24 protein-coding genes, 2 pseudogenes and 1 riboswitch are annotated in these 21370 nt (G+C 70.4%); of the genes and pseudogenes, 16 read left to right on the forward strand and 10 right to left on the reverse strand.

Translation table 11 applies throughout. The annotated features are described in order from the left end of the window. Positions 1-40: 40 nt before the first annotated feature. Positions 41-709 carry a TetR/AcrR family transcriptional regulator gene (locus ACFWZH_RS24285; protein WP_384434879.1) on the forward strand — a complete coding sequence of 223 codons (669 nt, stop codon included), beginning with the start codon at positions 41-43 and terminating at the stop codon, positions 707-709. A gap of 1163 nt (positions 710-1872) precedes the next feature. Here the strand turns inward: ACFWZH_RS24285 and ACFWZH_RS24290 are convergent. Further along, positions 1873-2154 carry a hypothetical protein gene (locus tag ACFWZH_RS24290; RefSeq protein ID WP_384434881.1) on the reverse strand — a complete coding sequence of 94 codons (282 nt, stop codon included), beginning with the start codon at positions 2152-2154 and terminating at the stop codon, positions 1873-1875. Positions 2155-2736: 582 nt separating this feature from the next. Here ACFWZH_RS24290 and ACFWZH_RS24295 point away from each other — a divergent pair. The 3 genes from ACFWZH_RS24295 (at position 2737) to ACFWZH_RS24305 (ending at position 4056) form a co-directional block, all read left to right on the forward strand. Further along, positions 2737-3102: a hypothetical protein gene (locus ACFWZH_RS24295; protein WP_384434884.1), complete on the forward strand. Its 366-nt coding sequence runs from the start codon at positions 2737-2739 to the stop codon at positions 3100-3102. 245 nt (positions 3103-3347) lie between these two features. After that, positions 3348-3719, forward strand: a complete 372-nt coding sequence (locus ACFWZH_RS24300) for a hypothetical protein (protein WP_384434886.1) — start codon at positions 3348-3350, stop codon at positions 3717-3719. A gap of 91 nt (positions 3720-3810) precedes the next feature. Continuing rightward, a complete protein-coding gene (locus tag ACFWZH_RS24305) occupies positions 3811-4056 on the forward strand; it encodes a hypothetical protein (protein ID WP_384434889.1) in 246 nt (81 codons plus the stop codon). On the opposite strand, the gene ACFWZH_RS24310 is transcribed toward ACFWZH_RS24305, so the two are convergent. Beyond that, entirely contained in the window at positions 3981-4445 is a 465-nt protein-coding gene (locus ACFWZH_RS24310) for a hypothetical protein (protein WP_384434956.1), read from the reverse strand. The two genes, ACFWZH_RS24305 and ACFWZH_RS24310, sit on opposite strands and share 76 nt — an antisense overlap. On the opposite strand from ACFWZH_RS24310, the pseudogene ACFWZH_RS24315 reads away from it, so the two are divergent. Next, a pseudogene (locus tag ACFWZH_RS24315) lies at positions 4376-4728 on the forward strand (Tn3 family transposase); the annotation flags it as partial. The gene ACFWZH_RS24310 and the pseudogene ACFWZH_RS24315 sit on opposite strands and share 70 nt — an antisense overlap. A 157-nt stretch (positions 4729-4885) precedes the next feature. Here the strand turns inward: ACFWZH_RS24315 and ACFWZH_RS24320 are convergent. Beyond that, entirely contained in the window at positions 4886-5263 is a 378-nt protein-coding gene (locus tag ACFWZH_RS24320; protein WP_384434892.1) for a winged helix-turn-helix transcriptional regulator, read from the reverse strand. Between the two features lie 270 nt (positions 5264-5533). Here ACFWZH_RS24320 and ACFWZH_RS24325 point away from each other — a divergent pair, with 270 nt between their 5' ends. Further along, positions 5534-6439, forward strand: coding sequence for an NADP-dependent oxidoreductase (locus ACFWZH_RS24325; protein WP_384434895.1), 906 nt, complete (start codon positions 5534-5536; stop codon positions 6437-6439). Here the strand turns inward: ACFWZH_RS24325 and ACFWZH_RS24330 are convergent. From ACFWZH_RS24330 to ACFWZH_RS24340, 3 genes and pseudogenes are all read right to left on the reverse strand, one after another. Continuing rightward, positions 6430-6870 carry an NUDIX domain-containing protein gene (locus tag ACFWZH_RS24330; RefSeq protein ID WP_384434898.1) on the reverse strand — a complete coding sequence of 147 codons (441 nt, stop codon included), beginning with the start codon at positions 6868-6870 and terminating at the stop codon, positions 6430-6432. The genes ACFWZH_RS24325 and ACFWZH_RS24330 overlap by 10 nt on opposite strands. 37 nt (positions 6871-6907) lie before the next feature. After that, positions 6908-7045, reverse strand: a pseudogene (locus ACFWZH_RS24335) (SDR family oxidoreductase); the annotation flags it as partial. 243 nt (positions 7046-7288) lie between these two features. Continuing rightward, positions 7289-8287, reverse strand: coding sequence for an NADP-dependent oxidoreductase (locus tag ACFWZH_RS24340; protein ID WP_384434901.1), 999 nt, complete (start codon positions 8285-8287; stop codon positions 7289-7291). 122 nt (positions 8288-8409) lie between these two features. Between ACFWZH_RS24340 and ACFWZH_RS24345 the strand changes: the two genes are divergently transcribed. Beyond that, positions 8410-9285 carry a LysR family transcriptional regulator gene (locus tag ACFWZH_RS24345; RefSeq protein WP_384434904.1) on the forward strand — a complete coding sequence of 292 codons (876 nt, stop codon included), beginning with the start codon at positions 8410-8412 and terminating at the stop codon, positions 9283-9285. Between the two features lie 449 nt (positions 9286-9734). Here ACFWZH_RS24345 and ACFWZH_RS24350 read toward each other — a convergent pair whose 3' ends face one another. After that, positions 9735-10325, reverse strand: a complete 591-nt coding sequence (locus ACFWZH_RS24350) for a hypothetical protein (RefSeq protein WP_384434907.1) — start codon at positions 10323-10325, stop codon at positions 9735-9737. Between the two features lie 380 nt (positions 10326-10705). Between ACFWZH_RS24350 and ACFWZH_RS24355 the strand changes: the two genes are divergently transcribed. From ACFWZH_RS24355 to ACFWZH_RS24370, 4 genes are all read left to right on the forward strand, one after another. Beyond that, on the forward strand, positions 10706-11341 hold the full coding sequence (locus ACFWZH_RS24355; RefSeq protein WP_384434909.1) for an ATP-dependent Clp protease proteolytic subunit: 636 nt from the start codon (positions 10706-10708) through the stop codon (positions 11339-11341). A gap of 5 nt (positions 11342-11346) precedes the next feature. Then, the gene (locus ACFWZH_RS24360) at positions 11347-11652 is read left to right on the forward strand and encodes a hypothetical protein (RefSeq protein WP_384434912.1); all 306 of its coding nucleotides are present in this window, start codon (positions 11347-11349) and stop codon (positions 11650-11652) included. A gap of 278 nt (positions 11653-11930) precedes the next feature. Beyond that, positions 11931-12131: riboswitch (cyclic di-AMP (ydaO/yuaA leader) on the forward strand. 4 nt (positions 12132-12135) lie between these two features. Beyond that, entirely contained in the window at positions 12136-12609 is a 474-nt protein-coding gene (locus tag ACFWZH_RS24365) for a C40 family peptidase (RefSeq protein WP_384434914.1), read from the forward strand. Between the two features lie 57 nt (positions 12610-12666). Further along, the gene (locus ACFWZH_RS24370; RefSeq protein ID WP_384434917.1) at positions 12667-13314 is read left to right on the forward strand and encodes a GNAT family N-acetyltransferase; all 648 of its coding nucleotides are present in this window, start codon (positions 12667-12669) and stop codon (positions 13312-13314) included. 65 nt (positions 13315-13379) lie between these two features. Here the strand turns inward: ACFWZH_RS24370 and ACFWZH_RS24375 are convergent, their stop codons facing one another. After that, positions 13380-14060, reverse strand: a complete 681-nt coding sequence (locus tag ACFWZH_RS24375) for a LysE family translocator (RefSeq protein ID WP_384434919.1) — start codon at positions 14058-14060, stop codon at positions 13380-13382. Between the two features lie 71 nt (positions 14061-14131). On the opposite strand from ACFWZH_RS24375, the gene ACFWZH_RS24380 reads away from it, so the two are divergent. Continuing rightward, entirely contained in the window at positions 14132-15049 is a 918-nt protein-coding gene (locus ACFWZH_RS24380; protein ID WP_384434922.1) for a LysR family transcriptional regulator, read from the forward strand. Between the two features lie 229 nt (positions 15050-15278). Next, on the forward strand, positions 15279-15872 hold the full coding sequence (locus ACFWZH_RS24385; protein ID WP_384434925.1) for an NAD(P)H-dependent oxidoreductase: 594 nt from the start codon (positions 15279-15281) through the stop codon (positions 15870-15872). Between the two features lie 102 nt (positions 15873-15974). Here ACFWZH_RS24385 and ACFWZH_RS24390 read toward each other — a convergent pair whose 3' ends face one another. Beyond that, positions 15975-16403, reverse strand: a complete 429-nt coding sequence (locus tag ACFWZH_RS24390) for an ATP-binding protein (protein WP_384434928.1) — start codon at positions 16401-16403, stop codon at positions 15975-15977. Between the two features lie 257 nt (positions 16404-16660). After that, positions 16661-17887 (reverse strand): 8-amino-7-oxononanoate synthase, encoded by a 1227-nt coding sequence (locus ACFWZH_RS24395; protein WP_384434931.1) that lies wholly within the window; start codon positions 17885-17887, stop codon positions 16661-16663. A gap of 156 nt (positions 17888-18043) precedes the next feature. Here ACFWZH_RS24395 and bioB point away from each other — a divergent pair, with 156 nt between their 5' ends. The 3 genes from bioB to bioD are packed head-to-tail and all read left to right on the forward strand — an operon-like array spanning position 18044 to position 21195. After that, positions 18044-19195, forward strand: coding sequence for a biotin synthase BioB (gene bioB, locus ACFWZH_RS24400; protein WP_384434934.1), 1152 nt, complete (start codon positions 18044-18046; stop codon positions 19193-19195). After that, positions 19188-20492, forward strand: coding sequence for an adenosylmethionine--8-amino-7-oxononanoate transaminase (locus ACFWZH_RS24405; protein ID WP_384434937.1), 1305 nt, complete (start codon positions 19188-19190; stop codon positions 20490-20492). The genes bioB and ACFWZH_RS24405 overlap by 8 nt, the downstream gene beginning before the upstream one ends. A 13-nt stretch (positions 20493-20505) precedes the next feature. Beyond that, a complete protein-coding gene (bioD, locus tag ACFWZH_RS24410; RefSeq protein WP_384434939.1) occupies positions 20506-21195 on the forward strand; it encodes a dethiobiotin synthase in 690 nt (229 codons plus the stop codon). Positions 21196-21370 lie beyond the last annotated feature (175 nt).

A 21370-nucleotide genomic window follows, 5' to 3' on the forward strand; every position in this document is an offset into this window, starting at 1 on the left:
AGGGGATCGACGTTGTCGACACCTGGGGGATGATGAGGGCATGCCGCAATCGTCCGCACCGCGCAAAACCCTCGGCCGACCTCCCCGCATCTCCCGCGAGGAGGTCGTCGAGACGGCACGCCGGATCGTGGATACGGAAGGCGTGGGCCGGCTGACCATGCGGCGGCTGGCCACGGAGATCGGCAGTACGCCGATGGCGCTCTACCACCACGTCCGGAACAAGGAAGAACTGCTCGTCCTATTGCTGGACGACTACGCCACGCGGACGCTGCACCGCCCCGAACTGCCCGCCCAGCCTCGCGAGCGGATCGTCGCCGCCGCTGCCACGATCCACGAGGCGCTCGCCGCCTGCCCGTGGATCGTGGAGGTGCTGACCGCCGACGACCTGATGGCCACATCCGCCCTGTGGTTCGTCGAGCAGATCGTCGACGGCTTCGTCGAATGCGGCCTGTCCCCCGAGCGGGCAGTACACGGCTACCGCGCGATCTGGTACTACACCGCCGGAGAGATCGTGGTCCGGGCGACAGCGGCCCGGAGGCGCACAGACGACGACCGTCCCACCTACCGGGAGCGAGTCTTCGTCGATCTCGACCCGAGCGAGCTACCCCGCTTGGCACAGGTCGCGGACCAGTGGTCACCACTGACCGCCGAGGACACCTACCTGGACGGGCTCCGAGCCCTGGTAGACGGCCTCCTGACTCCCCGTTGACCTGCTCGTTCAGTTCATATTCTCGAGCGCCGATCCGGTGCCAACGCCTCCGCCCCGGATCCTCACGAAACCGATCTCATGATCGCTGCGATCTGCTGCCGGTGACCTCCTCGGCGCGGACGGCGAGGTACTCGGCCCAGTCACGTCTGGCGTAGGCGACCCAGCGGAGCACGGTGTGGCTTCCCCGTGTTCGCCGAGGACGGCGACGGCGGACCTGTCTCTGCGGCGCCGAGCCGTAGCACCACCGCGGCAGCGCGGGCGACTACCGGGCGTGGGCGGCCCTGCGGGCTGTCTCTGCGGCGCCCCGCCGCAGCACCACTGCGGCTGCTCCGTGGCCGGCCCTGCGGTCAGGGACCTGCACCTCACTCTGCGGCGACTCGCCGCAGCACCGCCGCGGCATCCCCACAGAAGGTCCCGCCCGACCAGCCCTGAAACGGCGGCCGCAGATACCCCGCGGTGGGCGGGACGGACACCTGGCGCTCCTTCGGATTCGGCCCTCGCCATCGCCATTGCCTGGCGCGTGCACTGCGCCGCGATGTTGGAGAGGGGTGTGGATCCCTTCCCGCCTCCGGGCGTCGAGGAGTCACGGTCGGCTTCAGGTTGCCGAACTGGGCGCCGATACACGGAGGGTGACGAACGACCAATGTTTCGAGTTCACCTGTCCCCAGTGGTGCAGCATGCGCGGGGCCCCCGGGGATCATCCACCGGCTCAGCACCGGCTGCCAGCGTCGCAAGCTGCCCGACCGCTTCGGCCCCTGGGAACGGCTGCTCCAGCACGTCCAGGCCGTCGGCGATCAGCGCCGTCAGCCCTGCTTCAGCCGGGGGCGCTCTTACCCGATGAAGAGGGCATGCCGCTCTCCCACGACGCTGTCCTCCAACGCCTCGCGACCGCCGTGGAACAACTCAACGAACTCATCGCCGCCGTCAAGCCGAGGAGAATCTCCGCTGCTACACCCGGAAGAGGCCGGGACCTGCTCGGCAAAACCGAGAACTGGGTCGTCGAAGCAATCCAGGCCCGCCGTGTCCCCTTCACCTACGTCGGTAGGAGCCCGCGGTTGACGGCTTCACACATCCGCCAAGCGCAGCAGCAAGGCGAGGGCCTGCCGCCGAGGTGACAGGGGCTATCCAGCTGGCGGCCACGGCGAAGCAGGGGAATGCGAGGCTCAGTTCCCGTTCGTCAGGTCCTCGAGCATCCGACTCTTGTCGAACTTGCCGTCCTCGTCGGTCCAGCCCAGGTCGTCGATGGCGACGCTCATTACGAGCGTCAGGTAGTCCTTGCGCTTAATGCCCTCGCACTCGGTCGGCTCCGTCTTGTCGCCCTCCGCGCGGGCCTTCAGCGCCGTCAGGCAGTCCTCCGTCTGCTCCTCGTAGCTCTGGGCACAGCCGGACAGGCCGGCGAGCCCGGCCAGCAGGGCGGCGGCGGTGACGATGGTGCGGATGCGCATGAATCCCCCCAAGGATGAGTTGTACTGACATCATCCTGCCCCGGCGCTGCCGCCGTGGCCGAGTGACGCAACGGTGACATCGAAGCCCGCCTCCCGCGCCCGGCTTCGCATGGGACGTCACCACGTCACTTTCTCGCCGTTACTAGGACATGCAAGACAAGGCGATCTATCACCGGCCGACGAAACCGGACGACCCCGACGCTGAATACCTCACAGTCCAGGAGACCGCCTGGGTCATGAAGTGCAGCGTCAACACAGTCCGCCGGAAGCTTCGCGCCCTGAAGCGGGGCGGAGCGCTGGGTCGGCGCATCCTGGTAAGCCGCGCGGACCGGGCACATTTGTATGCCGAGGCGGTCAGAAACCCTCGATAGGCCCCTAACCGGCGGGGAGCAGGGGAGGCCTTCCTCGAGTTGTACTGCTGGCACCGCGCCCCTGGCTTCGGCTGGCGGCTTCTCGCTGAACGGCCGCATCGGCACCAGCACCCCCGGAGCACTAGCAGCCCGACATGAAAGCAGGTGACATGCCCGACCAGGACGCCATGCCCACAGACGCCCAACGCGCCCCTCATCGTCGACGCAGTCCTTGAAGCCCTCAATGAGGGCGAGGAGGGCGCGCGGGAGGCGGCCGGCCCGCGACATCATCGTCGAAGCCGCCGTCCAGGCGCTCAACCGCGGTGATGTGACCCTTACCTCGAAGGAAGCGGCCAAGGCCCGGCAGGCTTGCCGGCCGTTCATCGTCCTCGTCGACGACCCTCTGCACACCAGGGTGGAGAAGGACTTCTCGGCGCTCATCCTGTACGCCCACGGCGACTTTCTTGAGGCTGTTCACAATCGCGCAATGCGAGAACCGAGCCAGCGCCGACGACCACGGGCTCTCGTGGAGCCTCTATCTGACAGGTACACAGCCCCCAACAAGGCTGCCACCAGCAGCAATTCACCCTCCCGATAACTACGCGCCAGTAAGCAGGGGGGTGCCCTCGACGCCGCTGAACGGGCGAGCGAAGATGAGCAACAAATCACCGGCAAAGAGGCCGGTACAGCGGCCGTTGCAGGGGGCGGTGCAGGAGGCGGCACAGCGGTCTGGGCGCGACTTACGGCACCCAACGACCGGCATCCGCGATTACGCAACGATGCTCATGCGCAGTCGGAACCTCGGCTGGGTCTACCCCGCCATGCCCTCAGGAAGGGGGTTCGATGCTCTTCTCCATCGGTGCGTCCGGCTCGCTGTCCATCTTCCTCATCAACGCCATGTTCCTCACGCTGTACACCGTCATCGAGCGGATCGTGGTGGGCGCAGAAGAGCACTTCTCGGCGCTTCATCATCGGCTCCCTCGCGGGGCTGTTCACCATCGTGCAGACCCAACGGGAAATGCGACCCAGCGCACGCCACAAGGTGAATCTGCTGGTCACGCCCCATTTCACGGCCTGACCACACCTCAGGAACCTGAACCAATAGAGGGGAGCAGAACGGCCATTGCGAAGTCAGGCACCCAGAAAATATTCCTACCCTCGCTCGGTACCATCGTCACAACGCGAAGAGGACCCATCCTCGACCCGGTTTCCTAGGCCTTTGGTCGAGAGGGCCCTCCCTGCGCGATGCACCACCAGCACGACCCGCAAAGACCAGATCTCATGCGATTTCACTGGAGGTATATCCGTGGACGACGTTACCACCATGCCCGAGGACGACAACGGCAAGCGCCAGGCCCGTCACCAGCGGCGCCGTGACCTCTGGCGCCAGCGCTGGGCCCCGCGGCAGCAGCGCCCGCGTCGCCCCTGGGGCCCGCTCCACCGCCCCATGTGGCAGGAGCCCCTCCGCGGGGCCCTCTACGCCGCCGGTGGCAGCGCCATCACCCTGCTGACCCCCTGGGTCCAGCACTTGATCCAGCACTGGATGCAGTGACCGAGCTGCACCCCGGCGCCCAAGTTGGCGTCGGGGTGCAGCCCCGCCTTGGTCAGGGCCTGCAGTTCCCGGGTGGCCTGCTGCGTGTTGATGCCTTCGGCCTTCTCATAGCGAGAGCGCCGCACTCGCCCGACCATCGCCACCTCGTGCAACGCGGTGATCTGCCGCTCCGTCACCCCGAAGCTGTCGGCGGCCTCCATGAGCTGCATCCAGCAGTCGCCGGAGCGGTCGACGCGGCGCCGCACCCGCTGGGCCTGCTGGGTCTGCTGGTGGTAGGCGAGCAGGTTGAACCGGATCCACGGCCCGGTGTCGCGCTCGGGTGAGTAGACCGGGCCACAAGCTCGCCCGCGACATCTGCCACGGCAAGAAGGGCACCATCCACCAGGCATACCGGGACGGGATGGAAGATCAGTTGGGCTCGTTGGGTCTCGTGCTGGACGCCGTGGTCCTGTGGACGACGCGCTACATCGACGCCGCAGTCGCCCAGCTCCGCGCCGAGAGCCACGAGATCAGTGACGAGGACGTCGCCCGGCTCTCCCCGCTCAAGCACAAGAACCGCAACTGCCTTGCCGCTACAGCTTCACGGCCTCCCAGCCGGTCAAGGGGCTGCGACCCTTGCGCGACCCGGACGCCGTCGACCTCGACGATGACGACGACGGCCAGGAGGAGTGAGCGCCGCATCGGTCGTCCGGGGCGGGTCGTTGCACGCCGGGAAGACCACCGCCGACCGGCGGCTACGGCTGGGCCGCGGACGCCACTGTTGGCGATTCCCCGAGTCAACACAAAGGTGCGGCTCGTCCGGTGCGGCACGCGCCAACGCAGGTTCGAGTCAGCCGATGGAGGAGATGCCGCCCTCGCGGGCGTCGAGCAGCTCGTCCCAGTGCTCGGAGGCCCATCGGCACGCGGCGGCCAGCGGCTCCAGCGTGCTGCGGCCCAGCGGTGTCAGCGCGTACTCCACCCGCAGTTTCGGGTCGGCGTGCACCGTGCGTGACACGAACCCGTTCCGCTCCAAGCCGCGGAGCGAGTGGGTGAGTGCCTTCGGGGTGACGCGGCCCAGTGGCACGCGGAGTTCGGAGTATCTGCGCGGGCCGTCTTCCAGGCAGCGGAGGACCAGGGGTGCCCATTTGTCACCGAAGCGGAAGGGCAGCAGCGAGGACGGGCACAGCTCGTCGAACAAGTCGGGTGGCAGCGGTGGCCGTTGCGTCATCGAGGGTCTCCCGTCTCCGGTCTTGGTATCCAGATGGTGACCGACCTTCTGGATATCTTCCGGAGCATCGACTCAACGGCAGGTATTCCGACGACGGGCAGGATCGTGGTTTTCGGGACGGGTGGCCGCCTGCCTGCTCGACAACCTCACCGATCCGCACCCGTCCTCCTCCGGCCGGAAGGCAGCCGGCGTGCCGATTTGCACCTCGTCAGAGTAACGAGTGCCGGATGAACCCCATCATTTCGACCTATAGAGGTAAGGCAGGACATTATGCGTGCAGCCCGCTTCCATGAATACGGCGGAGCGGAGAGCCTGGTGATCGAGCAGGCCCCCGAGCCCCACCCCGGACCTGGTGAGATACGTGTCCGCGTCGCGGCGGCCAGCGTCAATCCCATCGATTGGAAGCTGCGCGCCGGCGCCCTGCGCCAGCTGCTTCCCCTGGAGCTGCCCGCCATTCCCGGGCGCGACGCCGCCGGCGTGGTCGACGAAGTCGGTGACGGAGTACAGGGGGTGAGCATCGGCGACCGCGTCTTCGGGCTGGGCGGTGCCACCGGCGCAACCGCAGAGCTGGTCATCCTCTCGGCCTGGGCCCACACCCCCGACACGTGGAACGATGAGCAGGCCGCGGGCGCCGGTCTCGCGTCCGTGACCGCGATGCGTGGCCTGAACGCGCTCGGCTCCCTCGCGGGGCGCACCCTTCTCGTTGAGGGCGCCGCCGGAGGTGTGGGCAGCGCGGCAGTCGAGATTGCTGTGGCACAAGGTGCCACCGTGATCGGGACAGCCAGCGAACGCAACCACGAGTTCCTCACCGCTCTCGGCGCCGTTCCCCTCACCTACGGCCCCGGCCTCGCGCAGCGTCTCTCCGCTCTCGCTCCGCACGGCGTCGACATCGTGCTCGACACCGCGGCCTCCGGATCCCTGGACGACCTCGTCGCGATCACGGGCGACCCGACGCGCGTCGCGACGGTCGCCGACCACGCAGGCGGGCAGCGCCTGGGCACGCATGTGGTCAACGCGGAGAACGACTCCACCCTCCTGTCCGCGGCCGCGAAACTGGGTCGGCAAGGCCGCTACACACCCCGTATCGAACAGACCTACCCCCTGGAGCGGATCGTCGACGCCCACGCGCACGCCGAGCGCGGACGCACACGCGGAAAGATTGTGATCTACATCTGAAGCGGGGGCATGGCACAGCTGCGGTCGAGAGACTCGCGTAGTACGTCGGAGATCTGCTCAGGCAGCAGGTTCACCTCGGCGATGGCCTTCGCGGTGAGGGGGATCTCTTCGAGGATGTACTCGCCGCGGTCGTCTCGCTGGAACTCGAGGCCGGTGCGGTCGGCGAAGTTCCAGGTCGAGACCCGGGCGAGGTAGAAGTACTCGACTTCGCCCTTGGGGTTCTCCAACTGGTGGAGCAGGCACACGATTTCGGCTTCGGCGGCGATCTCTTCCCGGATTTCGCGCAGGAGGGCATCCTCACGGCTGGCGTCGCTGTCCTCGACGCCGCCGCCGATGATTACCCAGTAGGGGGCGATGCCTGGGCGGATGCGTTTCATCAGGAGCATAGTGTCGTCGGGCGTGATCAGGACGGCGCGGACGCGCTGCTTCATCGGTCGGTCTCCCTGGTGCTTCGGTGGGCGGGTTGGGTCAGTGGAGGAGCCAGCCGCCGTCGATGTGCAACGACTGGCCGGTGATGAACGACGCGGGCGGGCCGGCAAGGAAGGCGATGGCGGCGGCGACGTCTTCGGCCTGGCCTCGGCGGGGGACGCACTGGCGAGCGATCTGGACTTCAGGGGGTGCTCGGTGACCACGACGTTGCCCAGGTGGTGCCGCACCCTTCCGGTCTGGGCCGTGTGCCCGTCACGGATGAAGTCGAGCACCGCCGCGCGTCCGGCGACCGGGCCGAGCATCCCCTGTCCGGGCATCGTAAACGTCCAGGTGGTGTCTTCGGTCAGGACCGTTCCAGCTCGGGCACATTCAGCTCGTCCAGGGCGTGGGCGTAGTTCGTCACCTGCTGGACTTCGGCGATCACGAGGCCACCGTCAGCACGATCTTGCCTTGGATGTGGCCCTGCGCGGCTCGCGTGTGTGCGCTCACCGCTTCGGACAGCGGGTAGGCGCTGTCCACCCCGACCTTGAGCTTGCCCTCGTCGAACAGGCGCCCGATCTCGGCGAGTTGGCGGCCGTTGGACCGCACCTGAATGTTCGAGACGGTGATGTCCAGACGCGCCGTCTCTTCCGGGTCGTACTGGGCGAAGAACACCGGAAGCATGGTACCTCCGCGCTTGAGCACGGTCAGGAAGCGTGAGTTGTCCGGGCCGCCGACGGTGTCGATCACCAGGTCGACACCGCTGACCACGTCCGCGGCCTGCGTCGTGGTGTAGTCGATGAACTCATCGGCGCCGAGCTTGCGCAGGAACTGCTCGTGCCGGCTTGAGGCCACCGCGATGACGTGCGCCCCCTTCCATTTCGCCAATTGCACCGCGAAGTGGCCCACTCCACCGGCGGCCCCGTTGACCAGCACGGTCATCCCTGGCGTGATCGGCACCGGCTGGTGCACCTGGCCGGTGAAAGGAGACGGCACGTCGTGGCCGAGATCAACCAGGTACTGCCAGGCCGTAAGCACGGCCATCGGCGCCCCAGCCGCCTGCACGTGGTCGATACCGGCCGGCTTGTGAGCCAGGTCAGAAGCCGGCGCGGCCACGTACTCGGCGTACGTCCGGCCGTCGAATCCGGGGAACCGAAGCATGCCGAAGACCTCGTCACCGACGGCGAACTCCAGCACGTCCGGAGCGACCGCCTGGACCACGCCCGACATGTCCGTTCCAGGGATCAGGGGGAACTCCAGCATCGGCCTCATCTCAGCCGGCATGACCTTCATCCCCTCACGCAGGTACCAGTCCGGCGGGTTGATGCCCGCCGCGTGCACCCGGACGAGCACCTCGCCGGGGCCGATCTCGGGAACCGGCACCTCGTCGTACTGCAGAACTTCCGGCCCGCCCGCTTCGTGGAACTGGATCGCCTTCATCGCGCCTGTCGCTTTCTCGGGGAAACGTTGCTCCTTCAGTCAAAGCCCGGGACGGCATGGCCGTCCAAGACCGGTTCGGCAACCTGCTCATTCCGAAACGGCATGACGCGTACCCTGCAAGGGTGAACGATCTCGGACAGGACCTGGAACTGCGGCTGGTGCGCTACTTCACCGTGGTGGCGGCGCACCAGCACTTCGGCCGGGCCGCCGCCGAACTGCACGTAGCCCAGCCGGCGCTGAGCCGTCAGATCCAACGGCTCGAGAAGTATCTCGGCACACGGCTGCTGGACCGCACGCCCCAGGGCACCCGGCTCACTCCGGCCGGCCAGACGTTCCTCCCCCGAGCCCAAGCCCTGCTGCAGGCCGCCCGCCAGGCCGAGCTGGTCGTGCGCGAACAAGCCCAGACCGAACGAATCGCCATCGGCTACGTCGAAGACCTGGTGATCACTGCCGCCGTACGGGAATTGCGCCGCCGCTGCCCGAGCGCCGAGATCGCCACCCGGCATCTCAGCTGCCGCGACGTCGGGGCGCTGTCCGACAAACGCGTCGACGCCCTGATCGCGCGGGCCCCGCTGCCGCTCGCCGACGACGACGTGGTCACCACCCCGCTGTACGAGGAGCCCCGGATGCTCGTGGTCCCGCGCGGCCATCCCTTGGCCGACCGCGCGTCGGTGACCGCGGAAGAACTGGCCGGCGAAGAGGCGGCGCCGTGCGCGTTCGAGACCGCAGACTGGGCTTCCTACCGGATCCTCGGGGCTGGCGTGCCGCCGATCGAGAGCTACGAGGACAAGCTCGAACTCGTCGCGAGTGGCAGGGCGATCGCCGTGCTACCGGTCGGCGATCGGCGTAGCTCACTGCGTCCCAACCTCCTCACCATCCCGGTCGAGGGCGCTCCCCCCAGCCGGGTCGTCCTGGTCAGCCGCAAGGGCGACCCGAATCCGATGATCAGGAATCTCCGGCTGGCTGCCCAGGCCGTCCTGACCGCCCCGGCATCCTGACCGGGACCAGGTCGGGCGATGACCATGGGCGGCAGGTCTACCACGGCCTCCGAATGGAGGTCCGCCGGCTCACCGCAGGCTGAACACCGCTCGACGCAGGAACTGCCCGTCTTGTCGCCAACTGCTCACGGGAAACGACAAGGGTGCAGCACTTCCCTCCAGAAGAGCTGCACCCCACACGGATAGGGCCCCGGTACGCTTGTTCACCTGAGGAGGACGCGTTCTCCACGTTCCGTAGCCCGCCAGCTCGACGAGCACGCCGCTGCCGACTACCCACACGATCGAGACGCCCAGCCTCCGCCGCAGTCGTCCTCGCCATCTGTCCCGCACCTGCGACGCCAGAGGCGCCGCCCCAGCACCCGAGGATCTGGCTTTACAGGGGCGCGCACCGGCCTCCACGGCGGCCAGCCGGCTCAGGTGCGCGTGATCGGCCTGGGGCAGGTCCGCGATCAGGCTGCCGAGACGGTCGGCGACGGTGGCGCGGAAGGCCGCCTCGACTTACTGCCCCTGACCGGCCAGCTCGACGCAGGACGCGCGCCGGTCGCCCGGGACCCGCCTTCGAGGGTGCCCGACACTGCGGCCAGCCGTTCGTTGAGGCCGTTCCTGGCGCACGCCCCGCCGGTGTAACCGCCGTTGTCGGTAGCCTCGACCCAGTCGGGCCCGATGCGGACGGTGCACAGTGCGGCGTCGGAGTGCCGCAGCACGTTGGTGACCGCCTCCCGCACGACGTAGCCGAACACCTCGCGCAGCTCGGCGCGCACGGCGTCGGGTCGCGACGGGCAGATCGGCCCGTACTCCGGCGGCACGCAGCACCATGCAGGCGCCGACGAGCTCGCTGTCCAGCGACAGGGGGCGACCCGCTCCCGTTCCTGGTTCACGGCCAGCCTCTCGACCTGCCTGCGTGCGGCCCGCAGATGACCGATCGTGAAGTTGAGCGCGAAGACGGTGCCGAGTGCCGCGGTCACGCCGACGAGGAGAGCCACCTGCGCCCAGGCCACCTCTCCCCGGGCGAGGCGCATCGAGACGATCTGCCCCAGCACTGTGACAAGGCCGAGCAGCGGCGCATGTCATCTGTGTCCTGAGGCCAGACACGACACTGCCCATGGCCACGAGCGAATTGAGTGTCCGACTTCGGTCGTGGAGACCCTCGTGGACCCGGTCATCGAGCAGGGGCGAGGCATCGCCCCCCGCTACGAGAAGGGCGCAACCATCTACCCGGCCGGACGTCACATCGCAGGCAACTTCCCCTGGTCCACCCGTGATCCAAACGAAGGGGTCGTAGAGAAATTTGTGAGACGTACGCCCTCGGCGAACAGCCAAAACGGCCTCTGACCTGGGCATTTGACTTGATCACTAGAACCTGCTGCCATTCTCACGGGATGTACATCCTGTACATTTTTTACAGAGGAGAGGAGCAGTCATGCTGCGACCCACGGCTCGCTACGTCCTGCCCGAGTTCACCGAGCGCACCTCACAGGGGACGCGCACCATGGACCCGTACTCCAAGCTGCTCAGCGAGCGCATCATCTTCTTGGGCACCCCGGTGGACGACGCCTCCGCCAACGACGTCATGGCGCAGCTCATCCACCTCGAACACGCCGCGCCGGAGCAGGACATCTCGCTCTACATCAACTCCCCCGGCGGCTCCCTCACCGCGATGACCGCCATCTACGACACGATGCGCTTCGTGTCGTGCGACGTGGCGACGGTCTGCCTGGGGCAGGCCGCGTCCGCCGCCGCGGTACTGCTGGCCGCCGGCGCCCCCGGCAAGCGGCTGGCGCTGCCCGGCGCCCGGGTGCTGATCCACCAGCCGTCGCTCAGCGAACCCATCCAGGGGCAGGCCACCGACCTCCAGATCCAGGCGGAGGAGATGCTGCGCGGCCGCGACATGCTGGTGGAGATGCTGGCGCGGCACACCGGGCAGACCCCCGAGCGGATCGCCACCGACATCGAGCGCGACAAGATCTTCGACGCCCCGGCCGCGCAGGCGTACGGACTGATCGACGGGCTCACCCGCAACCGCAAGCAGTCGTCCCTCCAGCCCGTCACGCGGTGAGCCGGATGCTGCCACCGGAGCCACCGCCACTGCCCGCCCTCACGCGCGCCGAGGGCGAACTGATCGACCGTTACCTGGAGGTGCTCGATCTGCTGGGCCGCATCAACCCGGCCCGCGGCGGCCACACCTACAGCGGCCTGCGGGCCGCGCAGGCGCTCGTCGGCAAGGCCGCCGGACTGCGGGACGCCCTGACGCTGATGCACAACCGCGGCGAGAGCGAGATGCACCACGACACGCTCGGCCGGGCGCTGCGGGTCCTGGACGGCGAGCGGCGGTCCCAACTGGTCGCCGTGCCGCCCGGGGAGCGGTGACCCGACACGCCCGACCCGGGTTGCTCGGACGGCGTAGCGTCCACGGCTTTTGCGAGGAGGTGACGAATTGCGCGGGGCGGAGAGAATTCCTCCGGTCCCCATGTTTCGCCCCAGGTCCCGGGACCGCGACACCGGGCACCCCGCCACCTGAAGGAACAATTCCCCCTATTCGGCCCAAATGTGACCCATCTCACATACGGCATTTTCAGCTCGGAATTCGGGTGGTGGGTGCGTGACGATCCCTTCGACGACAAGACCCCGCCACAGCGACGGGGCGGTCCGGACGGGCGCCTAATCCCGCCGCCGTACCGGATGTCCGGTCGACGGTGTGGACCGGCGGGAGCGGAGGACCCGAGCAGGACGGGGTCCGGGCCAACACGGCCGACGGACTCCTTGGGGTGAAGCCGTACGCACGGCCGGGCATCTTCGCCTGCCCGAACCCGACAGGTCTTCCTTCGCAGGCGGCTGACGAAGGGTTCGCGCATGACCGTGCGCACGCATACGCCGCATCTGCTGGCCCGCGCCGCCACCGTCTCCGCTCTGACGATGGCCACCCTCGGCGCCACCACCCTCGCCCCGGGGGCGACCACCGACGCCGAGGCCGCGTCCGTCGCCGCGCATGCGGTGCGGGTCGCGGCCTCCAAGCAGGGCTCCCCCTACGAGTTCGGCGCGGAGGGGCCGTACCGCTTCGACTGCTCGGGGCTGACGCTGTATTCGTTCAAGCGCGTCGGCCGGGCCCTGCCACGCAGCGCCGCCGCGCAGTACGACCAGACCCGGCACGTCCCGGCCTCCTCCCGAAGACGCGGGGACCTGGTGTTCTTCCACTCGGCCCGCGGCGTCTACCACGTCGGCATCTACGCGGGCCGTGACCGGATGTGGCATGCGCCCAAGACCGGCGACGTGGTGCGGCTGGCGAGGATCTTCAGCTCCGCGATCTCGTATGGGCGAGTGGGCTGACCTGCGGCTTCGCCTCACGCTTGGTCAATTGTCAGTGGGGCTCGGTAGTTTGACGGAGTGACCTGGCAACTGAGCAAGCTGCTGACGGCCGCGGCGCGCGGAGGCTTCCCGCCCGCGGACGGATCGGTGACGGTCCTGCCCCAGCCGTCCCCGCGCGACATCGGCGTGGCGTCCTTCACCTGCCATGCCGTGGTGTTCGCGGACGTGGAGCCCGCATGGGTCCATGAGCGGATAGCGCCCGGCGATCTCGCCGGGCCGCTCAGCCCGCCGTTTCTGACCGCTCTGGGCGAGCGGGTGGGGCGCGAGGCCAACAACATCGATATGACGACGGTCGCCGAAGCCCTGCCCGGTCCGCCGCCGCTGGAGCTGGTGGAGACGACGGACCGGAGCCATCCGCGGATAACCCGCGCGCTGCGCCACCGCGACGAGGTGCGGGCCTGGACGACCGCCGACGGCGGGACACTGGTCATCGGCCGCGGTGTGGCCGGTCGCTGGGAGCTGGCCGTCGAGGTGGAGGCAGGCGGCCAGGGGCGCGGTCTGGGCCGCAGGCTGGCGCGGGCCGCCCGGCATCTCCTTCCGGCCGGCGAACTGCTGTGGGCACAGGTCGCGCCCGGTAACGCCCGCAGCGTGCGCGGGATACTGGGCGCCGGGTTCGTCCCGGTGGGTGCCGAGGTGCTGATGGTGCCGTACGGCGGCCGCGGCTGAACTCCGGCGGCCCACACGGACCGCGGCCGGGCCCGCGCACGCCCCCGTGGACCGGCCGGCTCCCCTCAGCCGACCAGCAGCTCGACGAGCAGGATGCCGCCCAGGGCGCTCAGCAGCGCGCCGGTGACGGCTTCCAGGACACGGGCGACCTGCGGGCGGCGCAGCCAGGTGCCCAGCCGGTCGACGAGCAGTGCGACGGCGGGGAACCACACCAGCGCCATCACCACGACCATCGTGGCCAGCAGCAGCGTACGGGGCAGCGCCGGCTGGCCCGCCGGAACGAACTGCGGCAGCAGGCTGAGGAAGAGCACGGGGGCCTTGGGATTGAGCGCGTTGGTCAAGAAGCCCTGGCGCAGCCCTTGCGCGGCGCCCAGCGGGACGGCCGGACGGGCGCCGGCGGAGGGCGCGACGCCGGCGGCATCGGCGTTCGGGCCGGCCGGCGGCTCCGCGTCGGCGGCCCTCGGGCGGCGGGCCGCGATCAGCGCGCGCCCTCCCAGGTACAGCAGATATCCGCCGCCGAGGAGTTGGACGGCGCCGAAGAGACCGGGCACGGCGACCAGCACCGCGGCGAGCCCGGCGACCACCAGCGCGGTGTGCACCAAGAGCCCGCCCGCGACCCCGACGGCGGTCGCCACCCCCGCCCGGCGCGAGTCGAGGGCGTTGCGCACCACGACCGCGAAGTCCGCGCCCGGCATGGTGACCATGCCCGCGGCGACTCCGGTGAAGGCGATCAGCTGTCCGTCCATAGGAGCAGCTTCGCCGGCCGTGGCCTTTGATGGGTATGGACAATCTTCTTGGGGGGCCTAAAGAGGTGGTGATGTACGACCCCACGCGGCTGGCCGCGCTGGTGGCGGTGGCGGAGGCCGGTTCGATCACCCGGGCGGCCGCCCGGCTGGGCTACACCGCGCCCGCGCTCTCCCAGCAGCTCGCCAAGCTGGAGCGGGAGGCCGGCGCCGCACTGCTGGTACGCCACCATCGCGGGGCACGGCTGACGGCGGCCGGTGAGCTGCTGCTCGTACGCGCGCGGCGGGTGCTCGACGAGCTGGAGCAGGCCCGGCACGAGCTGTCCGTGCTGACGGGGCTGTCCGGCGGGCGGCTGCGGATCGGCACGTTCATGACGGCGGGCACCCATCTGCTGCCGCCCGCGCTCAGCTCGTTCCGACGCGCCCACCCCGATGTGGAGCTGAGCGTGACGGAGTACGTACCACCGCAGGCCACCGAGGCGGTGGCGCTGGGCGAGGTCGATCTGGCGCTGACGCACGAATATGTGCCGGGTCCGGCGATGCCGCCGCCGGAGGGGGTGCTGCTGGATCCCCTGCTGACCGAGGAGCTGGTACTGGTCACCGCGCCGGGCCATGCCCTGACAGCGGGCTCCGGACGGCTGCCGTTGACCGAGCTGGCCGGTCAGCCGCTGGTGAGCACGGCTCCGGCGAACCCCAACCGGCGCGAGGTGGAGGCGGCGCTGGCGGCTGCCGGGGCGAGTGTGGCGGTGCGCTGCGAGTCACCGAGCTATGCGGTGGTGTGTGCGCTGGTGAGCGCGGGACTCGGGGTGGCGGTGGTCCCGGAGATGATGGCGGAGGACTCGATGACCCCGCTGGGCGTCCGCCGGCTGGACCCGCCGGAGCTGCGCCGCCGGATCTCGGTGGCCTACCGCCCCGGCGGCGGCACCCCCGCCGCGGACACCTTGCGCGCCCTGCTGCACGGAGCCTTCAGCCGCCACACCAGCGCCCCGTAGTGTCCGCAACGCCCCGCCTGGCCGGTGCGCACCGACCACCCTGGGACCGCCGACGCCGGCGACCCAGCCGCGAAACGGCCGAGGGACGGCTGAGGGACGGCCTGATCCCGAAAACCGCCCACCTGTTCGGCCGCTCACGGATAATGACGCTCGGCCGAGTCGGCGCGGAGGCAGACCAGCCCCACGGACCGGCGGCCGCTGACCGCTCATCTCGACCGGGGGACGAACCATGCGTATCGGTGTGTACCTTGCCCACCCGCGCCCGGGCAGCTTCAACCACGCCCTCTTCGACGCCGTCGTGGCGGAGCTGGGCGACCGCGGGTGCGAGGTGCTCGCACACGACCTCTACGCGGAGGGCTTCGCACCGCTGCTCTCCCCCGAGGAGACTGGAACGGTCGGGTCGGCGCCGTCCTCCCAGGACCCGCAGGTCTCACTGCACCGGGCGGAGGTGGCCACGCTCGACTCCCTGGTGTTCATCCATCCGAACTGGTGGGGCATGCCGCCCGCGGTCCTCACGGGCTGGGTGCAGCGGGTGCTCGCACCCGGCGTCGCCTACAAGCTGGGTACCCCGGAGGGGGAGCCCGCCGGGCTGCTGCACGCCCGCCGGGCCCTCGTCCTGAACACCTCCGACACCCCCGCCGACCGCGAGGAGGGCGAGTTCGGCGATCCGCTGCACCGGATCTGGGCGGCGTGCGTGCTGCCGTACGTGGGCGTCACCGACGTGCGCCGGGCCGTCTTCCGTACTGTCACCGACTCGGCCGAGGAGACCCGTGCGACCTGGCTGCACCAGGCACGCCGGGAGGCCGCCGCGCTGCTGGCCTGACCGTGGCACGCGGCGGCGCCGGGCACCTGCCCCCGCGTCGGAGCCGTGGCGCCGGGCCCCGCACCCCGTAGCGAAAGGTTCCTGCAACGCAGCGCCGCGCTGTCAGCGGACCGTGACCTGCCACGGCATCGTGATCCACACCGTCTTGCCACCGCACTCGGTGGGGACGACCGAGAGGCGGCCGCCGGCCTCCGCCGCGAGGCAGCGGATGATGACCATGCCCCGGCCGTTGTCCTGCTGGACCGCGGCGGGCAGCCGGCGGGGCCGGCGCGGATGGCTGTCCGTGACGCCGACCCGCAGCACCTCGTCCCGGTCGAGCCGCAGCTCGACGGTGAAGGTCGGGGACTGGCCGAAGGTGTGCTGGACCGCGTTGGTGGCGAGTTCGGAGACGATCAGCCGGACGGAGTCGGCGGTTTCGGTGTCGGCGGGAAGGCCCCATTCGGCGAGCACCGCCAGGGTGTGCCGGCGGGCGAGGACGACCGAGTCCGGGGCGCTCGGCAGGGTGAGTGACGATTCTTGGTGGTCTGCCATCGCGACGCCGTCCCTTTCCCACCGAGGCCGGCTCCGGTCCGCTGACCAGGGTGCTGGGGATGCCGCTCGGGACACCGATTCGGCCTCGGACTTCTGCTGTGCGCCAGACTGCCACCCATGCTGCCGGTGTGGTGCTCGATCCACCAACTTATACAGATTTCTGTCGCTCGATGCGGTGAACTCTGCCACGGGAGAACGGATTTGGGGCGCGTGGGATCCCTGTGGCGAGGCCCGCGGGCAACCGTCCGCCGGTCGACTCAGCCCGTGGGCGCCGTGGCCACGATCGTCCCGACCGCCCGGTCGATCTGGCGGTCCGTCAGATCCGCCCGGGCGGTGAGCCGCAGCCGGGAGATCCCGTCGGGTACGGACGGCGGCCGGAAGCAGCCGACCGCGAGGCCGGCGGCACGGCAGTCGGCGGCCCAGCGGACCGCGGCCTCCGGCGACGGGGCGCGCACCGAGACCACCGCGGCGTCCGGCCGCACGGCCGCCAGGCCTGCCGCGGTGAGCCGGCCGTGCAGCCCGCGGGCGACCTGTCCGGCGCGGGTGGCGCGCTGCGGTTCGCGGCGCAGCAGCCGTAGCGCGGCGAGCGCACCGCCGGCCGCCGCCGGGGCGAGGCCGGTGTCGAAGATGAACGAGCGGGCGGTGTTGACCAGATGCTCGATCACCCGGGCCGGGCCGAGCACCGCACCGCCCTGCGAACCGAGCGACTTGGAGAGGGTCACCGTGGCCACCACATCGCCGTCACCGGCCAGTCCGGCCGCCGACAGTGCGCCGCGGCCCCCGTCGCCGAGGACGCCGAGGCCGTGTGCGTCGTCGACGAGCAGCGCGGCGCCGCTGGTCCGGCAGGCCTCGGCGAGCGCGGGCAGCGGCGCGGCGTCGCCGTCGACCGAGAACACCGAGTCGGTGACGGCCAGCGCCCGGCCGTCGTGGCCGGTCAGCGCGGTGCGTACGGCCTCGGGATCGGCGTGCGGGGCGACTTCGGTACGGGCCCGGGACAGGCGGCAGCCGTCGATGAGGGAGGCGTGGTTGCCGGCGTCGGAGACGACCAGGGTGCCGGGAGCGGTGAGTGCGGTGACGGCTGCGAGATTCGCGGCATAGCCGGACGACAGCACCAAAGCGGCCTCGAAGCCGCAGAACGCGGCGAGTTCCGCCTCCAGCAGGGCATGCAGCTCGGTGCTGCCGGTGACCAGACGCGAACCGGTCGCGCCCGCGCCCCAGCGGTGCGCGGCCTCGGCCGCGCCGTGGGTGACCTCGGGGTGGCGGGCCAGTCCCAGGTAGTCGTTGCTGGCCAGATCGAGCAGCGGGGAGTCGGCGGGCCGGGGGCGCAGGGTGCGGACGAGGCCGGCCCGTTGGCGCTCGGCGTGTGCCGCGTCGATCCAGTCGAAGGCCGTGTGGTACGCCTTGCGGGACGGTGCGGCCGAGTGCCCGGCGCGGGGCTCGGGCGGGGTGCCGCGGAGCAGCGGCGGGGCGGAGTCCTGCGGCATCGGCGTCCTTAGTCGTTCGGCCTCGATTGTGGGCTGTCGATAGACGTTAGCGGTCGTTCCGCACGCACACAGTGTGGCGATACACACACCCCGATCGCCGCTCGTTGTGGGAATCCTCCTTGGCCGGGGGCGGTGGCGTACGTCAGGATCAACGCCATGGACCTGCTGAACACGTTGGTGGACAAGGGACTGCGGCGCGAGTTGCCGACCCGTGAAGAGGCGCTGGCCGTGCTGGCGACTTCCGATGACGAACTGCTCGATGTCGTGGCCGCGGCCGGAAAGGTGCGCCGCCAGTGGTTCGGGCGGCGGGTCAAGCTCAACTATCTGGTCAACCTCAAGTCGGGCCTGTGCCCCGAGGACTGCTCGTACTGCTCCCAGCGGCTGGGGTCGAAGGCCGAGATCCTCAAGTACACCTGGCTCAAGCCCGATGAGGCCTCCAAGGCGGCCGCCGCCGGAGTGGCCGGCGGCGCCAAGCGGGTCTGCCTGGTGGCCAGTGGCCGCGGTCCCACCGACCGGGACGTGGACCGGGTCTCGGAGACGATCTCCGCGATCAAGGAGCAGAACGAGGGCGTGGAGGTGTGCGCCTGCCTCGGGCTGCTCTCCGACGGCCAGGCCGGCCGGCTGCGCGCGGCGGGCGCCGATGCGTACAACCACAACCTGAACACCTCAGAAGCCACCTACGGCGACATCTGCACCACGCATGACTTCTCTGACCGGGTCTCGACCGTCCAGCAGGCCCAGGCGGCGGGCATGTCCGCCTGCTCCGGCCTGATCGCCGGTATGGGCGAAAGCGACACGGACCTGGTCGATGTGGTCTTCGCACTGCGCGACCTGGACCCCGACTCCGTCCCCGTCAACTTCCTTATCCCCTTCGAGGGCACCCCGCTCGCCAAGGAGTGGAACCTCACCCCGCAGCGTGCGCTGCGCATCCTGGCGATGGTCCGGTTCGTCTGCCCGGACATCGAGGTGCGGCTGGCCGGCGGCCGCGAGGTCCACTTGCGCACCCTGCAGCCGCTGGCCCTGCATCTGGTCAACTCCATCTTCCTCGGCGACTACCTGACCAGTGAGGGCCAGGCCGGCAAGGACGATCTGGCGATGATCGAGGACGCCGGGTTCGAGGTCGAGGGCACGGACACCACGACGCTGCCCGAGCACCGCAGGCAGGACGAGGCGGAGCCGGCGCAGCCCGCGGACGCCGACGCCGCGGCCCCCGCCGCCACCGTCCCCGCGCCGTCCGACGAGAACCGCCGCGACCTGGTGGCGGTACGCCGCCGCGGCGCCGGAACCGACCTGCCGCCCAATGCCTGAGCCGCTCGCTCCCCGCGAGCTGCTCGCACTCGACCGGCAGCACGTGTGGCATCCGTACGGGCCGATGCCCGGCCGGGCCGCGCCGCTGCTGGTCGAGTCGGCGTCCGGCGTCCGGCTGCGGCTGGCCGAACCGGCCGAGGGCCGGGACGAGTTGGTCGACGGCATGTCCTCCTGGTGGTCGGCGGTGCACGGCTACAACCACCCGGTGCTCAACGACGCCGCACGCGGCCAGCTGGAGCGGATGAGCCATGTGATGTTCGGCGGGCTCACCCATGAGCCCGCCGTGCGGCTGGCCAAGCGGTTGGTGGACATCACCCCGGAGCCGCTGCGGCACGTCTTCCTCGCCGACTCCGGTTCGGTGTCCGTCGAGGTCGCCGTCAAGATGTGCCTGCAGTACTGGCGCTCGCTCGGAAAGCCCCGCAAACAGCGCCTGTTGACCTGGCGGGGCGGCTATCACGGCGACACCTGGCAGCCGATGTCGGTATGCGACCCGGAGGGTGGCATGCACGAGCTGTGGCAGGGCGTGCTGCCGCGGCAGATCTTCGCGGACGCGCCGCCGGCCGGCTTCGACGCCGCCCCCGACGAGGCGTACGCGGCGCACCTCCGCGAGCTGATCGGCCGGCACGCCGAGGAGCTGGCGGCGGTGATCGTGGAGCCCGTGGTGCAGGGAGCGGGCGGAATGTCGTTCCACTCCCCCGAGTATCTGCGGGTGCTGCGGGAGGCCTGCGACGCGCACGACGTCCTGCTCGTGTTCGACGAGATCGCCACCGGCTTCGGCCGTACGGGCGCCCTCTTCGCCGCGGACCACGCGGGCGTCGCACCGGATGTGATGTGTGTCGGCAAGGCGCTGACCGGCGGATATCTCACCCTGGCCGCGACGTTGTGCACGGCGGCCGTAGCCGACGGCATCTCGCGCGGCGAGCTGCCGGTCCTGGCGCACGGCCCCACCTTCATGGGCAATCCGCTGGCCGCGGCCGTCGCCGACGCCTCGATCGAGCTGCTGCTGTCCCAGGACTGGGCGCAGGAGGTCAAGCGGATCGAGGCCGGACTGCGGCACGGGCTGGCGGCGGCGGAGAACGTCCCCGGGGTGCGCGAGGTACGCGTGCTCGGCGCGATCGGCGTCGTCCAGCTCGACCACCCGGTGGACATGACGGCCGCGACCCGGGCGGCGGTCCGCGAGGGCGTCTGGCTGCGCCCGTTCCGCGATCTGATCTACACCATGCCGCCGTACATCACCGGTGACGACGACGTGGCGCGCATTTGCGCCGCGGTGTGCGCGGCGGCGCGCGAGGGCTGAGAGGAACACAGAGATGTCAGTGCTGTTCGTGTCCGGCACGGGCACGGAGATCGGCAAGACCGTGACCACGGCCGCGATCGCCGCGGCCGCGATCGCGGCGGGCCGTTCGGTGGCGGTGCTCAAGCCGGCCCAGACCGGCGTCGCGGCGCACGAGGCCGGCGATGCGGCGGAGGTCGAGCGGCTGGCCGGTCGGGTCACCACCCTCGAACTCGCCCGCTACCCCGAGCCGTTGGCGCCCGCGACGGCGGCGCTGCGGGCCGGTCTGCCGCCGGTGCGACCGCACGAGATCGCCGAGGCCGCCGCGAAGCTGGACGCCTCGCACGACCTGGTGCTGGTCGAGGGCGCCGGCGGGCTGCTCGTACGCTTCGACGCGGACGGCCACACGCTGGCCGACGCCGCGCGTCTGGCGCAGGCCCCCGTCCTGGTGGTCGTCCAGGCCGGTCTGGGCACCCTGAACGCCACCGCCCTGACCGCGCTGGCGCTGCGCACCCATGGGCTCGACAGCCCCGGCGTCGTCGTCGGCAGCTGGCCGTCCGAGCCGGATCTGGCGTCCCGCTGCAACCTGGAAGACCTCCCCGACGCGGCGGGCGCCCCCCTGCTCGGCGTCATCCCGGAGGGCTCTGGCACACTCCCTCCGGACGCGTTCCGCGCGGCGGCGCCGGGGTGGTTGTCCCCGAGCCTCAACGGGTCTCGTCGACCCTGACGCTGCGCTTGGCCCGCCTCCCACCCTTTCGCTGCGCTTTGCTGCGGCCCACGTTGTCGGCTGTCCCGCCATGGTGGTTTTTCGCCGTTGCGCCTGCGGCGGGCGGTTGTTTGTCGGGTGCGGTGACAGCCCTACGGACTTCGTCCTACGGTCTGTCCCCTCCCGTGAGTGGGTG

The sequence above is a fragment of the Streptomyces sp. NPDC059008 genome (assembly GCF_042749045.1).
In the GTDB taxonomy this organism is placed as follows: domain Bacteria; phylum Actinomycetota; class Actinomycetes; order Streptomycetales; family Streptomycetaceae; genus Streptomyces.

What these genes read in the sequence shown, in the direction of transcription:
- ACFWZH_RS24285 (WP_384434879.1), top strand. Translation starts at nt 41, where the DNA reads ATGCCGCAATCGTCCGCACCGCGCAAAACCCTCGGCCGACCTCCCCGC.
- ACFWZH_RS24290 (WP_384434881.1), bottom strand. Translation starts at nt 2,154, where the DNA reads ATGCGCATCCGCACCATCGTCACCGCCGCCGCCCTGCTGGCCGGGCTC.
- ACFWZH_RS24300 (WP_384434886.1), top strand. Translation starts at nt 3,348, where the DNA reads ATGCTCTTCTCCATCGGTGCGTCCGGCTCGCTGTCCATCTTCCTCATC.
- ACFWZH_RS24310 (WP_384434956.1), bottom strand. Translation starts at nt 4,445, where the DNA reads ATGCCTGGTGGATGGTGCCCTTCTTGCCGTGGCAGATGTCGCGGGCGA.
- ACFWZH_RS24320 (WP_384434892.1), bottom strand. Translation starts at nt 5,263, where the DNA reads ATGACGCAACGGCCACCGCTGCCACCCGACTTGTTCGACGAGCTGTGC.
- ACFWZH_RS24325 (WP_384434895.1), top strand. Translation starts at nt 5,534, where the DNA reads ATGCGTGCAGCCCGCTTCCATGAATACGGCGGAGCGGAGAGCCTGGTG.
- ACFWZH_RS24330 (WP_384434898.1), bottom strand. Translation starts at nt 6,870, where the DNA reads ATGAAGCAGCGCGTCCGCGCCGTCCTGATCACGCCCGACGACACTATG.
- ACFWZH_RS24340 (WP_384434901.1), bottom strand. Translation starts at nt 8,287, where the DNA reads ATGAAGGCGATCCAGTTCCACGAAGCGGGCGGGCCGGAAGTTCTGCAG.
- ACFWZH_RS24355 (WP_384434909.1), top strand. Translation starts at nt 10,706, where the DNA reads ATGCTGCGACCCACGGCTCGCTACGTCCTGCCCGAGTTCACCGAGCGC.
- ACFWZH_RS24360 (WP_384434912.1), top strand. Translation starts at nt 11,347, where the DNA reads ATGCTGCCACCGGAGCCACCGCCACTGCCCGCCCTCACGCGCGCCGAG.
- ACFWZH_RS24365 (WP_384434914.1), top strand. Translation starts at nt 12,136, where the DNA reads ATGACCGTGCGCACGCATACGCCGCATCTGCTGGCCCGCGCCGCCACC.
- ACFWZH_RS24375 (WP_384434919.1), bottom strand. Translation starts at nt 14,060, where the DNA reads ATGGACGGACAGCTGATCGCCTTCACCGGAGTCGCCGCGGGCATGGTC.
- ACFWZH_RS24380 (WP_384434922.1), top strand. Translation starts at nt 14,132, where the DNA reads ATGTACGACCCCACGCGGCTGGCCGCGCTGGTGGCGGTGGCGGAGGCC.
- ACFWZH_RS24385 (WP_384434925.1), top strand. Translation starts at nt 15,279, where the DNA reads ATGCGTATCGGTGTGTACCTTGCCCACCCGCGCCCGGGCAGCTTCAAC.
- ACFWZH_RS24390 (WP_384434928.1), bottom strand. Translation starts at nt 16,403, where the DNA reads ATGGCAGACCACCAAGAATCGTCACTCACCCTGCCGAGCGCCCCGGAC.
- ACFWZH_RS24395 (WP_384434931.1), bottom strand. Translation starts at nt 17,887, where the DNA reads ATGCCGCAGGACTCCGCCCCGCCGCTGCTCCGCGGCACCCCGCCCGAG.
- bioB (WP_384434934.1), top strand. Translation starts at nt 18,044, where the DNA reads ATGGACCTGCTGAACACGTTGGTGGACAAGGGACTGCGGCGCGAGTTG.
- ACFWZH_RS24405 (WP_384434937.1), top strand. Translation starts at nt 19,188, where the DNA reads ATGCCTGAGCCGCTCGCTCCCCGCGAGCTGCTCGCACTCGACCGGCAG.
- bioD (WP_384434939.1), top strand. Translation starts at nt 20,506, where the DNA reads ATGTCAGTGCTGTTCGTGTCCGGCACGGGCACGGAGATCGGCAAGACC.